This window comes from Burkholderia sp. Se-20373, from assembly GCF_017104705.1.
GTDB lineage: Bacteria > Pseudomonadota > Gammaproteobacteria > Burkholderiales > Burkholderiaceae > Burkholderia.
Genome location: NZ_JAAGPH010000028.1, coordinates 51744 through 66146, shown reverse-complemented (window position 1 = coordinate 66146; position 14403 = coordinate 51744). Strand labels below are relative to the sequence as shown.

The following is a 14403-nucleotide window of genomic DNA, read 5'->3' as shown; positions in this document are numbered from 1 at the left end:
CGCCGCGAACGCGCGCAGCTCGACGCGCGCCTCACCGAACTGCTCGCGACGCCGGCCGGCACCGCCGCGCCGACCGAGGAGCATCTGAAGCGCGCACTGCGGCAACTGCGCGCCGAGGCATTCGGTGCGGTGGCGGAGCGCGACCTGCGCGGGCTGGCGGACGTCGCCGAGGTCACGGGCGCGATGACCGATCTCGCGGAAGTGGCGGTGCAGCGCTCGCTCGCGCTGCTGTCGGCCGAGCTCGAGGCGCAGTACGGCGAGCCGCGCGGCGCCGACGGCCAGCGCGTCGTGCTCGGCGTGGTCGGGATGGGCAAGCTCGGCGGCCGCGAGCTGAACGTGTCGTCGGACATCGACCTGATCTTCGTCTACGAGGACGACGGCGAGACGACCGGCGGCGCGCGTTCGCCGCTGTCCACGCAGGAATATTTCACGCGGCTCGGCCGGCGGCTGATCGGCGTATTGTCGGAAGTCACGGCCGACGGCTACGTGTTTCGCGTCGACATGCGGCTGCGTCCGAACGGCGATTCGGGGCCGCTCGTCTGCAGCCTCGGCATGCTCGAGGAGTATTTCTACGTACAGGGGCGCGAGTGGGAGCGCTACGCGTGGATCAAGGGGCGGCTCGTGTCGGAAGGCGACAGTGACCCGGCGCAACGGCTGGCGTCGCAACTCGAGTCGCTCGTCAAGCCGTTCGTGTACCGCCGCTACCTCGACTTCGGCGTGATCGGCGCGATCCGCTCGCTGCACCAGCAGATCCGGCAGGAGGCCGCGCGCCGCGCGTCGATGCGGCCCGACAAGGCCGACGACATCAAGCTCGGGCGCGGCGGGATTCGCGAGATCGAATTCAGTGCGCAGGTGTTCCAGCTGATCCGCGGCGGCCAGGATGCGGAATTCCGCGTGCGGCCGACGCTTGCGGTGCTGCGCCATGCGCAGGCGCGCGGGCTGATCGGCGAGGATGTGCGTGCGCGCCTGACCGACGCCTACAACTTCCTGCGCACGCTCGAGCACCGTCTGCAGTACCGCAACGACGCGCAGACGCACGCGATGCCGGTCGAGCCGGACGAGCGCGCGGCGCTGGCCGCGTCGCTGGGCTTCGCCGACTATGCGGCGCTGATGACGGTGCTGGACGGCCACCGCACGTTCGTCGAAGCGCAGTTCGACCAGATTTTTGCGGACAAGGCGAGCGGCGCGCCCTGCGCGGCCGGCGACGACACGGCCGCCGCGTGGATCTGGAGCGGCGCGCTGGCCGACGACGGCGAGGACGACGCGCTGGTCGCGCGTCTCGACGGCCTCGGTTTTACCGATCCGGCCACCGTGCTCGCCCGGCTGCGCGCGATCTGGCAGTCGTCGCGCTACACGGGCCTGCCGGAAAAGAGCCGGCAGCGCTTCGACAGCGTCGCGCAGCGGGCGCTCGACGCCGCGCCGAACATCGACGCGGCGCGCCGCGACGACACGATCGTGCGCCTGTTCGACCTGCTCGAGACGGTCAGCCGGCGCGGTGTCTATCTCGCGCTGCTGACCGAATATCCGGCCGCGCTCGACCGCGTGCTGTCGGTGCTCGGGGCGACGCGCTGGGGCGGCGGCTACCTGATCCGCCATCCGCAACTGCTCGACGAACTGCTCGACGACGAGGCGATCGCGAGCCCGTTCGACTGGCCCGCGTTCAAGGACGCCCTGCGCGCGCGCCTCGCCGCGGCCGACGGCCCCGAGCAACAGATGGACCTGCTGCGGCATGCGCAGCACGCGGAGGTGTTCCGGATCCTGCTGATCGATCTGGCCGGGCAACTGTCGGTCGAGCACGTGAGCGACCGGTTGTCCGAGCTGGCCGACGCGGTGCTCGACGTGACGATCGAAGTCGTCTGGTCGCAGCTCGCGAAGCGCCATCGCGACGTGCCGAAGTTCGCGGTGATCGCGTACGGCAAGCTGGGCGGCAAGGAGCTCGGCTACGCGTCGGATCTCGACCTGATCTTCCTGTACGACGACGCCGACGAGCGCTCGGCGGACGTCTACACGACCTTCACGCGGCGCCTGATCACGTGGCTCACCACGGCGACCGGGGCGGGCGCGCTGTTCGACATCGACCTGCGGCTGCGGCCGAACGGCGAGGCCGGGCTGCTCGTCACCGATCTTGACGCGTTCCGCCGCTACCAGCTGCGCGAGGGCGACGCCGCGAATACCGCGTGGGTCTGGGAGCACCAGGCGCTGACGCGGGCCCGCTACAGCGCGGGCGACGCGCAGATCGGCGCGGACTTCGAGGCGATCCGCCAGCAGGTGCTGACGACGCCGCGCGACGGCGGCGTGCTCGCGAAGGAAATCGTCGACATGCGCGGCAAGGTGTTCGCCGGCCACCCGAACCAGACCGAGCTGTTCGACCTGAAGCACGATCGCGGCGGGATGGTCGACATCGAGTTCATCGTCCAGTACTGGGTGCTGCTGCACGCGTCGAGCGATGCCGAGCTGATCCGCAACACGGGCAACATCGCGCTGCTGCGCGAGGTCGCGCGCTTCGGGTTGATGGGCGAGGACGAGGCCGAGCGCGTCGGCGCGGCGTACCGCAAGTACCGGAAGCTCCAGCATAAGCTGCGGCTCGACGGGATGGAGAAGGCGCGGGTCGATCCGGCCGTGGTGGCCGACGAACGGGCGGCCGTGACGGCGCTGTGGGAGCGCGTGTTCGGCGGAATCTGACCGCGGCACGCCGCGCGCACCGCGGCGGCCGGCATTGAGATTCGTTTGAGATTGTTTGAGCGCAAGGGCGGGTATCGGAAGAATCCGGCTTTCCGTTCAACCGGTGCCGTGTGCGCCACAAACGATCTCAACTCATCTTGAAACCTATCCGCTACTCTCTTGCCACGACGGCGCTGTCCGCGGCCGTCGCTGGACTGTTCTCCGTTTCCGCTGGTGCAGCGGAAACGGCTTCCACCCCGCTCAAGAACCTGTCGCGTGGCGATGGCCAGTGCCTGGCCTGGCAGCCGGCCGACAACGCGGCCGTGTTCGCGGCATGCGACGGCAGCGCCGCGCAGGACTGGACCTTCGAGCCGCGCGACGGCTTCCAGCGCATCATCAACGCCGGCGCGAGCGCGGCGCGCGGCACGAAGATGTGCCTGCATTCGGCCTCCGGCGACAGCGGCATGGGGCGCGTGTCGGTCGGCGTCTGCAGCGAGGGCGACCAGACGATGCGCGACTGGCGGGCCGACATCGGCATCGACGGCCGCGTGTCGTTCGGCAACCGGTACCGGGTCAACACCGGCCGGTCCGCCGAAGTGCTGGCGCCGCGGGAAGGGGCTGCCGGCGTCGCGATGCAGAACCTGCGCGGCCAGCCGGCGTCGGTCTGGCGGTCGTCCGCATCGATCGCGCCGTCGCAGCGCCCGCTGCTCGGCGACAAATCGGCGTTGCTGATGGTGACGCACTTCAACGACTCGCAACCGGCCGAAAGCGAAGTGGTGCGCAAGGCGGTGTTCGGCGACGGCGACGACTATTCGTCGCTGCGGCGTTATGTCGAGGTCGCGTCCCACGGCAAGCTGACGTTGCACGGTCAGACGCTCGACAGCGTCAACCTTGGCGACCGTCCGGCCAGCTGCGATTCCGGCACGATTCGCGCGGCGGCGCGCAGCGCGGCGTTCGCCCGCGGTGTGAACCCGGACAAGTTCGACTACCTGTTCGTCGAACTGCCGAAAATGAGCAGCTGCAACTGGGCCGGCCTGGCGGCAATGCCCGGCAACTGGATCCTGTCGAACGCGAGCGGCCACGGTTACTGGATGTGGTCCCACGAGTTCGGTCACAGCCTCGGCGCGCAGCATCCGGGTTCGCTCGTCAACTGCCCGACGCCGGGCGGCACGGTCGAGGTGGGCAGCGCGTGTCGCGCGGGCGGGGTCGACGATCCGACCGACACGATGGGCGGCGGCGGCCGGCGTTTGTATCCGGCGAGCTACCAGTTGTTCAGAGGCTGGCTGACCGAAGCCGACGTACCCGAGATCAAGGGCGAGGGCACGTACCAACTCGCGCCGCTGTGGGGCACAGCGTCCGGTGCGAAGGCGTACCGTCTGGCGCGCGCCGACGGCTCGACGCTGTGGCTCGAGTTTCGCCAGCCGCAGCCCGGCTTCGACAACTGGAAGTCCGACGACCCGTTCGTCAATGGCGTGATCGTGCGAACCGTTGCACAGGGCGGCAATGTGCTGACCAATACGCTGGTCGATGCGACGCCGGGCAGTACGCAGGGAATGAAGGACGCGCCGCTGATGCCGGGGCATGCGTTGCACGACACGCTGTCGGGCAAGATCGTCACCGTCAAGTCGGTCGGGCCGAACGGCGCGGTGGTCGAGGTGAAGAACGACGGGGTGCTGCTGCCGCAGGCGGCCGTCATCGGCCCGCAACAGGCGAACGCGGGCGCGACGGTCGTGTTGTCGGGCGCGTCGTCGGTCGGCGAGCAGTTGCGCCATGCGTGGACGGCCCCGGCCGGCATCGACGCGAAACCGAACGGCGCGGAGCTGAAGTTCGTTGCCCCCGCGCTTGGACAGGACCGCGATTACGCCTTCGATCTGACCGTGACCAACGACAAGGGCTACACGGCGCAGGCGTCGCATGTCGTCAAGGTGAAGGCGCAGGAAATCGTCCCGCCGCCGCGGGCCGCGATCAGCGGGCCGGCGACGGTCGACGGTGGTGCGACCGTCGTGTTGTCCGGCGCGGCGTCGACCGGCAAGGGGCTGAAGTATGCGTGGACCGCGCCGGCCGGACTCGCGATCGACCAGCAGGGCGCGAATGCATCGTTCGTTGCGCCGAAGGCGACGCAGGCGCAGCGCTACGACGTGAAGCTGACCGTGACCGATGCGCAGAACCGCAGTGCGGTGGCGACGCATGGCGTGACGGTGCGTGCCGACGCGGCCACGGGCGCGCCGGCCTGGGACAAGAAGAAGACCTACGCGACGCCGTGCCACGAGGTCAGCCACGCCGGCAAGACCTGGCTCAACGGCTGGTGGGTGCTCGGCGATGTGCCGGGGACGGGCGGTGAGTGGGCCGCATGGCGCGAGAAGGGCGTCGCGAACATGCATGCGACGTGCAAGGGCAAGTAGGCACGGCGAGGTGCCGGCGCGGGCGACCGCGCAGGCGCGTGCCGCGCGCCGTTCGATCTGGTGCCATCTGCTAAGTTCGTCGTGCCGCGAAGCGCGTCGGATACGTCGGACCTCACCAAAAGGCCGTTCCGGTATCACCTGGAACGGCCTTTTTTACGTTTTCACGTTGACTGAGCTCGCTTTTCCACCTGTCCGGTGCCTTATGCGGCGAGCATTTCCTTCGCGTGCTTGCGCGTGGTCGCCGTGATCTCGAGGCCGCCGAGCATCCGCGCGACTTCCTCGATCCGGTTGGCGCGGTCGAGCGCGACGACGGTCGACACCGTACCGCCACGGTCGTCGGCGCCTTTTGCGACCTGGTAGTGGTGATCACCGCGCGCGGCGACCTGCGGCAGGTGCGTCACGCACAGCACCTGGCGATCGCGCCCGAGCTGGTGCAGCAGGCGGCCGACCACTTCGGCGACGCCGCCGCCGATCCCCGTATCGACTTCGTCGAAGATCAGTGTCGGCGTCGGGCTTGCCGCGCTGGCGATCACCGCGAGCGCGAGGCTGATCCGCGCGAGTTCGCCGCCCGACGCCACCTTCGCGAGCGGCCGCAGCGGCACGCCGGGGTGCCCGGCGACCCGGAATTCGACCTGCTCGAGCCCGTGCGGGCCGCCGTCGGCGAGCGGCACGAGCGCGACTTCGAAGCTCCCGCCCGCCATCGACAGTTCCTGCATGCCGGCCGTGACAGCCGTGCCGAGCGCCTTGGCGGCCTGCGTGCGTGCCTTGGACAGGTGTTTGGCGTCGGCGAGATAGGTTTCCCGCGCCTTGGCCTGCGCCGCCACGAGCGCGCCGAGATCGGCCGCCGCATCGAGTGCGGCGAGCTGCGCGCGGCGTGCCGCGTGTTCTTCGTGCAGCGTGTCGGGCGGCAAGCGGAACTTGCGGGCGGTCGAGTGCAGCGCATCGAGACGCGTTTCGACCTGCGCGAGCCGTTCGGGGTCGAGATCGACGCGCTGCGCATAGTGCGACAGCGAATAGACGGCTTCCTGCAACTGGATCTCGGCCGGTTCGAGCGACGCGAGCGCGTCGCCGAGCGAGGTGTCGTAGTCGGCGAGGCTGCGCAGCTTCGACACGATCGCGCCGAGCTGCGCGAGCATCGCGTCGTCGGACTCGGACAGCGCGTTGAGCGCACCGCGCACGCCTTCGATCAGGTTCGCCGAATGCGACAGGCGCTTGTGCTCGTTGCTGACTTCGTCCCATTCGCCGGGCTGCGGCGCGAGCTTGTCGAGTTCGGCGAGCTGCCAGGCGAGCTTTTCGCGTTCGAGCTGCAGCTCGCGCTCGTGCGCTTTTGCGGCGTCGATCGCCTGCGTCGCGTCGCGCCACACGCGCCACGCGCGCGCGACGTTCGCGGCATCGGCGACGAGCCCCGCATGCGTATCGAACAGCTCGCGTTGCGCATCCGGCCGCATCAGCAGCTGGTGCGCATGCTGGCCGTGGATGTCGACGAGCATCTCGCCGAGCTCGCGCAGCTGCGCGAGCGTCGCGCTGGTGCCGTTGATGAACGCGCGCGACCGGCCGTTCGCGTCGATCACGCGGCGCAGCATCACGGTGTCCTCGGTGTCGAACGCGTGTTCGTCGAGCCAGCGCGCGACGCGGTCGTGCGGCGTGAATTCGGCGGTGATGTCGGCGCGGCTGCAGCCGGTGCGCACGACGCTCGCGTCGGCACGTTCGCCGAGCGCGAGGGCGAGGGCGTCGATCAGGATCGATTTCCCGGCGCCGGTTTCACCGGAAAAGACGGAAAAGCCGCTGTCGAATTCGAGATCGAGCGCGGCGACGATGACGAAGTCGCGGATCGAGAGGTGGCGGAGCATGGTGTCGGGCAGAGCGGCGTCAGGACGCCTTGTCGTCTTCGTTCGAGGCGTGTTCGTTCCAGTGCAGCTTCTTGCGCAGCGTCGCGTAGTAGCTGTAGCCGATCGGGTGCAGGAACGGCACCGTGTGCTTCGAGCGGCGCACCTCGATCGTGTCGTTCAGTTCGAGCGCGGTGAACGACTGCATGTCGAAGTTCACGTTGACGTCGCGCCCGCCGACGATCTGGATCGCGATTTTCGAATCGTCGGGCAGCACGATCGGCCGGTTCGACAGCGCGTGCGGCGCGATCGGCACGAGCACGATGCCCGCCAGCTGCGGATGGAGGATCGGGCCGGCCGACGACAGCGCGTAAGCGGTCGAGCCGGTCGGCGTGGCGACGATCAGGCCGTCCGAACGCTGGTTGTACATGTACCGGCCGTCGACCGATGCGCGCAGTTCGACCATCCCGGAGAAGCCGCTGCGGTTCACGACGACGTCGTTGAAGGCGAGCGCGTGGTAGATCGGTTCGCCGTCGCGCATGATCCGGGCTTCGAGCAGCGCGCGCTCCTCGCGTTCGAACTTGCCCGACAGGATCACCGGGACGAGCGCCTGCATGTCGGCCGCCGCGATATCGGTGATGAAGCCGAGCCGGCCGTGGTTGATCCCGATCAGCGGTGTCTTGTACGGCGCGAGCTGACGGCCGATGCCGAGCATCGTCCCGTCGCCGCCCAGCACGACCGCCACATCGGCACGCGCCCCGATTTCGGCCGGAGTCAGCGCCGGGTAGCCGGTGATGCCGATCTCGCGCGCGGTCTCGGCTTCGAAGACGACCTCGAAGCCCCGCTTGGCGACGCAGGCGGCCAGCGTGGCGAGCGGCTCGGCGATGTTCGGCGTGTTGCTCCGGCCGACGAGCGCGACAGTGTTGAACTGATTACCGGTTTTCATGCCGGCATTACACCATAGCTCGTTGACGAAAAGAACCGGGCGTGCGCGGTCGGGGCCGGATCGGGCCGGCCCGCGCAACGGTAGCCGACGCCACTCGCCGCGGTCGCGCGGTTGCGCTAAAATTTTCCACCATGCTAGATCCTCGCGCACGAACCCTCCTGAAAACCCTGATCGAACGGTATATCGCCGACGGTCAGCCAGTCGGATCGCGCACGTTGTCCCGTTACTCCGGGCTCGAGCTGAGCCCGGCGACGATCCGCAACGTGATGTCCGACCTGGAGGAGCTCGGCCTCGTGTCGAGCCCGCACACGTCGGCCGGCCGCGTGCCGACGCCGCGCGGCTACCGGCTGTTCGTCGACACGATGCTGACGGTCGAGGCGCCGATCGACGCCGAAGCCGTCGCGCGGCAGGTGCAGAACACGCTGCAGGCCGGCGAGCCGCAGCAGCGGGTCGTGGCGGCCGCCGCGAGCGTGCTGTCGAACCTGTCGCAGTTCGCGGGCGTGGTGCTGACGCCGCGCCGCAGCCACGTGTTCAAGCAGATCGAGTTCATGCGCCTGTCGGACAAGCGCATCCTGCTGATCATCGTCACGCCCGAGGGCGACGTGCAGAACCGGATGCTCGCGACGCCGCGCGATTACTCGCCGTCGCAACTGACCGAGGCGTCCAACTACATCAACGCGCACTTCGCCGGCCTGTCGTTCGACGAGGTGCGCCGCCGCCTGCGCGACGAGATCGACCAGTTGCGCGGCGACATGACCGCGCTGATGCACGCCGCCGTGACGGCCAGCACCGAGGTGCCCGACACCGAGGACACCGTGCTGATTTCCGGCGAGCGCAACCTGCTCGAAGTGGCGGATCTCTCGTCCGACATGGCGCGGCTGCGCAAGCTGTTCGACGTATTCGACCAAAAGACGGGCCTCCTGCAACTGCTCGACGTGTCGAGCCACGCCCAGGGCGTGCAGATCTTCATTGGCGGCGAATCGACGCTCGTGCCGATCGAGGAAATGAGCGTCGTCACCGCGCCTTACGAGGTGAACGGGCAGATCGTCGGCACGCTCGGCGTGATCGGCCCGACCCGCATGGCGTACAACCGCGTGATACCGATCGTCGACATCACCGCGCGCCTGCTGTCGCTCACGCTGAGCCAGCAGTAGCCTGCCGTCGCCGGCCCGATCCTGCCCCGTCATCGTGCCGCGGCACCGCGTGTGCCGGCAGTCGGCCGAACGGCCAGCCGACCGGCGCGGAGCGGGCCGCTATAATTGAGAGCCGTCCGGTCCCGTGCCCCGAGCACGTAATTGCCCATGCGTTTCGATCTTGAGCCGCCTTCGAGCACCGCGGCTGCCCATCGCATCGGCGTGCTGCTGATCAATCTCGGCACGCCCGACGCCCCGACACCGCGCGCGGTGCGGCGCTACCTGGCCGAATTCCTGTCGGATCCGCGGGTCGTCGAGATTCCGCAGGCCGTCTGGCAGGTGCTGCTGCGCGCGGTGATCCTGCCGCTGCGCGGCCGCGCGTCCGCGAAGAAATACGCGGCGGTCTGGATGCCCGAGGGCTCGCCGCTGCGCGTGTACACCGAGCGCCAGACCGACAGCGTGCGGCATCTGCTCACGTCGAACGGCTATCACGTGATGGTCGACTACGCGATGCGCTACGGCAGCCCGAACATTTCGCACGCGCTCGCGCAGTTCAAGCGGGCGGGCGTCGAGCGCGTGCTGCTGATGCCGATGTATCCGCAATACTCGGCGTCGACCACCGCCACGGCGTTCGACGCCGCCTTCGACGCGCTCGCGCGCATGCGCAACCAGCCCGAGGTGCGCACGGTGCGGCACTACGCCGACCATCCGGCCTATATTCATGCGCTGGCCGAGCAGGTGCGCCAGTACTGGGCGCAGCACGGCCGGCCCGATTTCGCGGCCGGCGACAAGCTCGTGCTGAGCTTTCACGGCGTGCCGAAGCGCACGCTCGACCTCGGCGATCCCTATCACGACCAGTGCCAGCAGACGGGCGCGCTGCTGATGGCCGCGCTCGGGCTGTCGACCACCGAATGCCGCGTCACGTTCCAGTCGCGTTTCGGCAAGGCCGAATGGCTGCAGCCTTACACCGCGCCGACGCTGCGCGAGTTCGGCGAGGCCGGCGTGCGGCGGGCCGACGTGTTCTGTCCCGGTTTCACGGCCGACTGCCTGGAGACGATCGAGGAGATCGGCATGGAAGTGCGCGACGAGTTCCTCGCCGGCGGCGGCAAGGCGTTCCACCGGATTCCGTGCCTGAATGGCGCGTCCGCGTGGATCGGCGCGCTCGGCGAGATCGTCGCCGAGAATCTGCAAGGCTGGCCGGTCAAGGCCGCGCAGCCGGAAACGGTGGGTTAAGCGCGATGAATTACAAGATTTCGACCGAACCGGGCGCGAAGCTGCGCATCGACAAATGGCTGTGGGCGGCCCGGTTCTTCAAGACGCGCTCGCTCGCGACCGATGCGGTCGACAAGGGGCACGTGAAGATTGGCGGTGCGGCGGTCAAGCCGGCGAAGGAAGTGCGCGTGGGCGACGAGGTCGAGATTGCGATCGACGGTATCGTCTGGCACATTGCCGTGCTCGGTGTGTGCGACGTGCGCGGGCCGGCGAGCGTCGCGCAGACGCTTTACGCGGAGACGGAAGCGGGGCGGGCCGCACGGCTCGCCGAACTGGAGCGGCGCCGCACGTATCGTGAGCCGGCAGCCGAATTGCACGGCCGGCCGACGAAGCGCGACCGGCGCATCATCGACAGATTTTCTGGTGGGAGCTGAACATCTGGTCGAACGTCGCCCGCGCGCTTCCGTATTCGGTCGTGCGGTCGGTGACGGCTCCCGACAGGCAGATGGTGGTGGTGCCGGCAATGAGTACCAGCGCGACCACCGAGATCGCAAACGTCAGTTTCATGGTACTCCCCTCGAGTTGAAGGGTGAAAACGGCGCCAGGTGGATGTCAGGCGGCGGTCAGCTAGGGGTAAACACGCTTTTCCGACGCTTGAGAGGAGTGTAGTGCAGCGGGCCTGTGCCAAGCTAGTACTTGCCAGGTAAGCGTTGTTACCGGCCGTTTCGCCCGATCTGGCGGACTATGCGGCCGATGCCCCGGCGTGACGCGCGGTTGTTTCGCGGTATTGGAGAATGCCGGCGAATAACCCTCTTGAAATCGTCGTTTTCACCCTTATTTGCACCAGCAATGTGCGGTGCCACCGGATATACGGTCCGGCGGTTGCCGATTTGGCTTCAACCTCTAATCGACTTTCAGCGACATGGAAAACACGCAAGAGAACCCGGCATCCCAATCGGCCGAAGATATCGGCAGCGAGAAGCAGGCGGCGCAAGGCGCTGCTCCCGCCGCCGAAGCAGCCGACGCGGCGCTCGCGGAGGCTCAAGCCAAGGTCGCCGAGCTGCAGGAGAGCTTCCTGCGGGCGAAGGCCGAAACCGAGAACGTCCGCCGCCGCGCGCAGGACGACGTCTCGAAGGCGCACAAGTTCGCGATCGAGAGCTTTGCGGAGCACCTGCTGCCCGTGCTGGACAGCCTGGAAGCGGCCGTCAACGATACGTCCGGCGACATCGCGAAGGTGCGCGAAGGCGTCGAACTGACGCTGCGCCAGCTGACGAGCGCGCTCGAGAAGGGCCGCGTCGTCGCGCTGAACCCGGTCGGCGAGAAGTTCGATCCGCACCAGCACCAGGCAATCTCGATGGTGCCGGCCGACCAGGAGCCGAATACCGTCGTCACCGTGCTGCAAAAGGGCTACATGATCGCCGACCGCGTGCTGCGTCCTGCGCTCGTCACCGTCGCGCAGCCGAAGTAAGGCCGTCGCGATGCTGCCTGCCGGCGTCGATCCGGCCGCATTCGACGCGTTCGGCATGCAGGCGCTGGACGCCGGCACGTTCGACGCGGCGATCGACGGCGCGGGCGATGCGCTCGCGGTGGTGTTCTTCTGGGGCGTCGACTGCTTCAACTGCGAGATCGCGAAGAAGGCGATGCTCGCCCAGCCCGACGCGATCCGCGCGCTGGACCTGAAGTGGTTCCATTGCAACGTGTACGAACACCACCCGCTGGGGCGCCGCTTCGGGCTGCACGGCGTGCCGACGTGGTTCTTCTTCCACCGTGGCAAGCGGCTCGGCCGCGCGACGGGCTGGCATGGCCTCGCGCAGTTCCAGGCAGCGGTGTCGGCGGCGCGCGCGAAAATCGCCGCGTCAGGCGGCGATCCGTCGGGCGGCGATCCGTCGGGCGGCGATCCGCCGGGCGGCGATCCGCCGGGCGGCGATCCGCTAGCCGCCGGCGATTGAAAAAATTTAATATCCGCATCGCACGTCGGGTCTTGAAAACGAACCGGACGGACGCATTTCGGGAACAGAGTTGAATTCTGGCGCGCGAAACCGCCCCAAAACGCAGGTTTTTGCGCAGCAAACAAGCATTTCTGGAGATTAGGAAAAAATGGGAAAGATCATCGGTATTGACCTCGGCACCACGAACTCGTGCGTCGCCATCATGGAAGGCAACCAGGTCAAGGTCATCGAGAACTCGGAAGGCACGCGCACCACGCCGTCGATCATCGCTTACATGGACGACAACGAAGTGCTGGTCGGCGCGCCGGCCAAGCGCCAGTCGGTGACCAACCCGAAGAACACGCTGTTCGCAGTGAAGCGCCTGATCGGCCGCCGCTTCGAAGAGAAGGAAGTCCAGAAGGACATCGGCCTGATGCCGTACACCATCATCAAGGCCGACAACGGCGATGCATGGGTCGAGGCACACGGCGAGAAGCTCGCGCCGCCGCAGGTTTCGGCGGAAGTGCTCCGCAAGATGAAGAAGACGGCCGAAGACTACCTCGGCGAGCCGGTCACGGAAGCCGTGATCACGGTACCGGCGTACTTCAACGACAGCCAGCGCCAGGCAACCAAGGACGCCGGCCGCATCGCGGGCCTCGAAGTCAAGCGGATCATCAACGAGCCGACTGCGGCTGCGCTCGCGTTTGGCCTCGACAAGGCCGAGAAGGGCGACCGCAAGATCGCCGTGTATGACCTCGGCGGCGGTACGTTCGACGTGTCGATCATCGAAATCGCGGACGTCGACGGCGAAATGCAGTTCGAAGTGCTGTCGACCAACGGCGACACGTTCCTCGGCGGCGAAGACTTCGACCAGCGCATCATCGATTACATCATCGGCGAGTTCAAGAAGGAGCAGGGCGTCGACCTGTCGAAGGACGTGCTCGCGCTGCAGCGCCTGAAGGAAGCCGCTGAAAAGGCGAAGATCGAGCTGTCGTCGAGCCAGCAGACCGAAATCAACCTGCCGTACATCACGGCTGACGCATCGGGCCCGAAGCACTTGAACCTGAAGATCACCCGCGCGAAGCTGGAAGCGCTGGTGGAAGACCTCGTCGAGCGCACGATCGAACCGTGCCGCATCGCGATCAAGGACGCAGGCGTCAAGGTGTCGGACATCGACGACGTGATCCTGGTCGGCGGCCAGACGCGCATGCCGAAGGTGCTGGAGAAGGTGAAGGAATTCTTCGGCAAGGATCCGCGCCGTGACGTGAACCCGGACGAAGCCGTCGCAGTCGGCGCGGCGATCCAGGGCCAGGTCCTGTCGGGCGACCGCAAGGACGTGCTGCTGCTCGACGTGACTCCGCTGTCGCTCGGCATCGAGACGCTCGGCGGCGTGATGACGAAGATGATCAGCAAGAACACGACGATCCCGACGAAGCACGCCCAGGTGTACTCGACGGCGGACGACAACCAGGGCGCCGTGACGATCAAGGTGTTCCAGGGCGAACGCGAAATGGCAGCCGGCAACAAGCTGCTCGGCGAGTTCAACCTCGAAGGCATCCCGCCGGCACCGCGCGGTGTGCCGCAGATCGAAGTGACCTTCGACATCGACGCGAACGGCATCCTGCACGTCGGCGCGAAGGACAAGGCGACCGGCAAGGAAAACAAGATCACGATCAAGGCGAACTCGGGTCTGTCCGAGGCTGAAATCGACCAGATGATCAAGGACGCGGAAGCGAACGCAGCGGAAGATCACAAGCTGCGCGAGCTGGCCGATTCGCGCAACCAGGGCGACGCGCTGGTCCACAGCACGAAGAAGGCGCTGACCGAGTACGGCGACAAGCTGGACGCGGGCGAGAAGGAAGCCATCGAAGCGTCGCTGAAGTCGCTCGAGGAAGTGCTGAAGGACTCGTCGGCCGACAAGGCTGCGATCGACGCGAAGGTCGAGGAGCTCGGCAAGGTGTCGCAGAAGCTCGGCGAAAAGATGTACGCCGACATGCAGGCCCAGCAAGCAGGTGCGGCCGGCGCAGCGGGTGCAGCGGAAGGCGCGGCCCACGCGGGCGGTGCGCAACAGGCTGCCGACGATGTCGTCGACGCCGAGTTCAAGGAAGTGAAGAAGGACTAAGCCGGGTTGCCCCGGTGCCGCACGCCGCGCGCAACCCGCGCGCGGCGCGGCTGACGGGTTGGCTGACAAGCGGTCTGTCTTTCCTTCCGGATGGCCGGATCGACTCCACGCCTGGCGGGCTTCGCGGCCCTCCGGGCACATTTGTTTTTTGGCGGGTGCTGCACGAGCCGTCC

General features: G+C 67.7%; 11 protein-coding genes. 8 read left to right on the top strand and 3 right to left on the bottom strand.

All coding sequences use genetic code 11. From position 1 onward, the window contains the following. Both glnE and G3N96_RS12555 read left to right on the top strand, forming a co-directional pair. Window positions 1–2682, top strand: a 2682-nt coding sequence (glnE, locus tag G3N96_RS12560) for a bifunctional [glutamate--ammonia ligase]-adenylyl-L-tyrosine phosphorylase/[glutamate--ammonia-ligase] adenylyltransferase (protein ID WP_241022612.1), incomplete at its 5' end; no start/stop codon positions are given. A 137-nt stretch (window positions 2683–2819) separates the two neighbouring features. Beyond that, entirely contained in the window at window positions 2820–5063 is a 2244-nt protein-coding gene (locus tag G3N96_RS12555; protein WP_241022611.1) for a carbohydrate-binding protein, read from the top strand. 200 nt (window positions 5064–5263) lie between these two features. Here G3N96_RS12555 and recN read toward each other — a convergent pair whose 3' ends face one another. Together recN and G3N96_RS12545 are read right to left on the bottom strand one after the other, a co-directional pair. Next, window positions 5264–6913, bottom strand: a complete 1650-nt coding sequence (gene recN, locus G3N96_RS12550; RefSeq protein WP_206137408.1) for a DNA repair protein RecN — start codon at window positions 6911–6913, stop codon at window positions 5264–5266. 19 nt (window positions 6914–6932) lie between these two features. Then, entirely contained in the window at window positions 6933–7835 is a 903-nt protein-coding gene (locus G3N96_RS12545) for an NAD kinase (protein WP_089424551.1), read from the bottom strand. A gap of 131 nt (window positions 7836–7966) precedes the next feature. On the opposite strand from G3N96_RS12545, the gene hrcA reads away from it, so the two are divergent. The 3 genes from hrcA to G3N96_RS12530 all read left to right on the top strand — a co-directional run bounded on the left by hrcA (window position 7967) and on the right by G3N96_RS12530 (window position 10614). Next, window positions 7967–8989: a heat-inducible transcriptional repressor HrcA gene (gene hrcA, locus G3N96_RS12540; protein WP_031399637.1), complete on the top strand. Its 1023-nt coding sequence runs from the start codon at window positions 7967–7969 to the stop codon at window positions 8987–8989. A gap of 147 nt (window positions 8990–9136) precedes the next feature. Then, the gene (gene hemH, locus G3N96_RS12535; RefSeq protein ID WP_206137407.1) at window positions 9137–10201 is read left to right on the top strand and encodes a ferrochelatase; all 1065 of its coding nucleotides are present in this window, start codon (window positions 9137–9139) and stop codon (window positions 10199–10201) included. 5 nt (window positions 10202–10206) lie between these two features. Then, window positions 10207–10614 carry an RNA-binding S4 domain-containing protein gene (locus G3N96_RS12530; protein ID WP_011351021.1) on the top strand — a complete coding sequence of 136 codons (408 nt, stop codon included), beginning with the start codon at window positions 10207–10209 and terminating at the stop codon, window positions 10612–10614. Here the strand turns inward: G3N96_RS12530 and G3N96_RS12525 are convergent. Further along, window positions 10586–10747 (bottom strand): hypothetical protein, encoded by a 162-nt coding sequence (locus G3N96_RS12525; protein ID WP_006476841.1) that lies wholly within the window; start codon window positions 10745–10747, stop codon window positions 10586–10588. The genes G3N96_RS12530 and G3N96_RS12525 overlap by 29 nt on opposite strands. 355 nt (window positions 10748–11102) lie before the next feature. On the opposite strand from G3N96_RS12525, the gene grpE reads away from it, so the two are divergent. From grpE to dnaK, 3 genes are all read left to right on the top strand, one after another. Next, window positions 11103–11648 carry a nucleotide exchange factor GrpE gene (gene grpE, locus G3N96_RS12520; RefSeq protein WP_124576545.1) on the top strand — a complete coding sequence of 182 codons (546 nt, stop codon included), beginning with the start codon at window positions 11103–11105 and terminating at the stop codon, window positions 11646–11648. 10 nt (window positions 11649–11658) lie between these two features. After that, the gene (locus tag G3N96_RS12515) at window positions 11659–12129 is read left to right on the top strand and encodes a thioredoxin family protein (RefSeq protein WP_206137406.1); all 471 of its coding nucleotides are present in this window, start codon (window positions 11659–11661) and stop codon (window positions 12127–12129) included. Between the two features lie 148 nt (window positions 12130–12277). Beyond that, window positions 12278–14230 carry a molecular chaperone DnaK gene (gene dnaK / locus G3N96_RS12510; protein WP_124576547.1) on the top strand — a complete coding sequence of 651 codons (1953 nt, stop codon included), beginning with the start codon at window positions 12278–12280 and terminating at the stop codon, window positions 14228–14230. Window positions 14231–14403 lie beyond the last annotated feature (173 nt).

What these genes read in the sequence shown, in the direction of transcription:
- recN (WP_206137408.1), bottom strand. Translation starts at nt 6,913, where the DNA reads ATGCTCCGCCACCTCTCGATCCGCGACTTCGTCATCGTCGCCGCGCTC.
- G3N96_RS12545 (WP_089424551.1), bottom strand. Translation starts at nt 7,835, where the DNA reads ATGAAAACCGGTAATCAGTTCAACACTGTCGCGCTCGTCGGCCGGAGC.
- hrcA (WP_031399637.1), top strand. Translation starts at nt 7,967, where the DNA reads ATGCTAGATCCTCGCGCACGAACCCTCCTGAAAACCCTGATCGAACGG.
- hemH (WP_206137407.1), top strand. Translation starts at nt 9,137, where the DNA reads ATGCGTTTCGATCTTGAGCCGCCTTCGAGCACCGCGGCTGCCCATCGC.
- G3N96_RS12530 (WP_011351021.1), top strand. Translation starts at nt 10,207, where the DNA reads ATGAATTACAAGATTTCGACCGAACCGGGCGCGAAGCTGCGCATCGAC.
- G3N96_RS12525 (WP_006476841.1), bottom strand. Translation starts at nt 10,747, where the DNA reads ATGAAACTGACGTTTGCGATCTCGGTGGTCGCGCTGGTACTCATTGCC.
- grpE (WP_124576545.1), top strand. Translation starts at nt 11,103, where the DNA reads ATGGAAAACACGCAAGAGAACCCGGCATCCCAATCGGCCGAAGATATC.
- G3N96_RS12515 (WP_206137406.1), top strand. Translation starts at nt 11,659, where the DNA reads ATGCTGCCTGCCGGCGTCGATCCGGCCGCATTCGACGCGTTCGGCATG.
- dnaK (WP_124576547.1), top strand. Translation starts at nt 12,278, where the DNA reads ATGGGAAAGATCATCGGTATTGACCTCGGCACCACGAACTCGTGCGTC.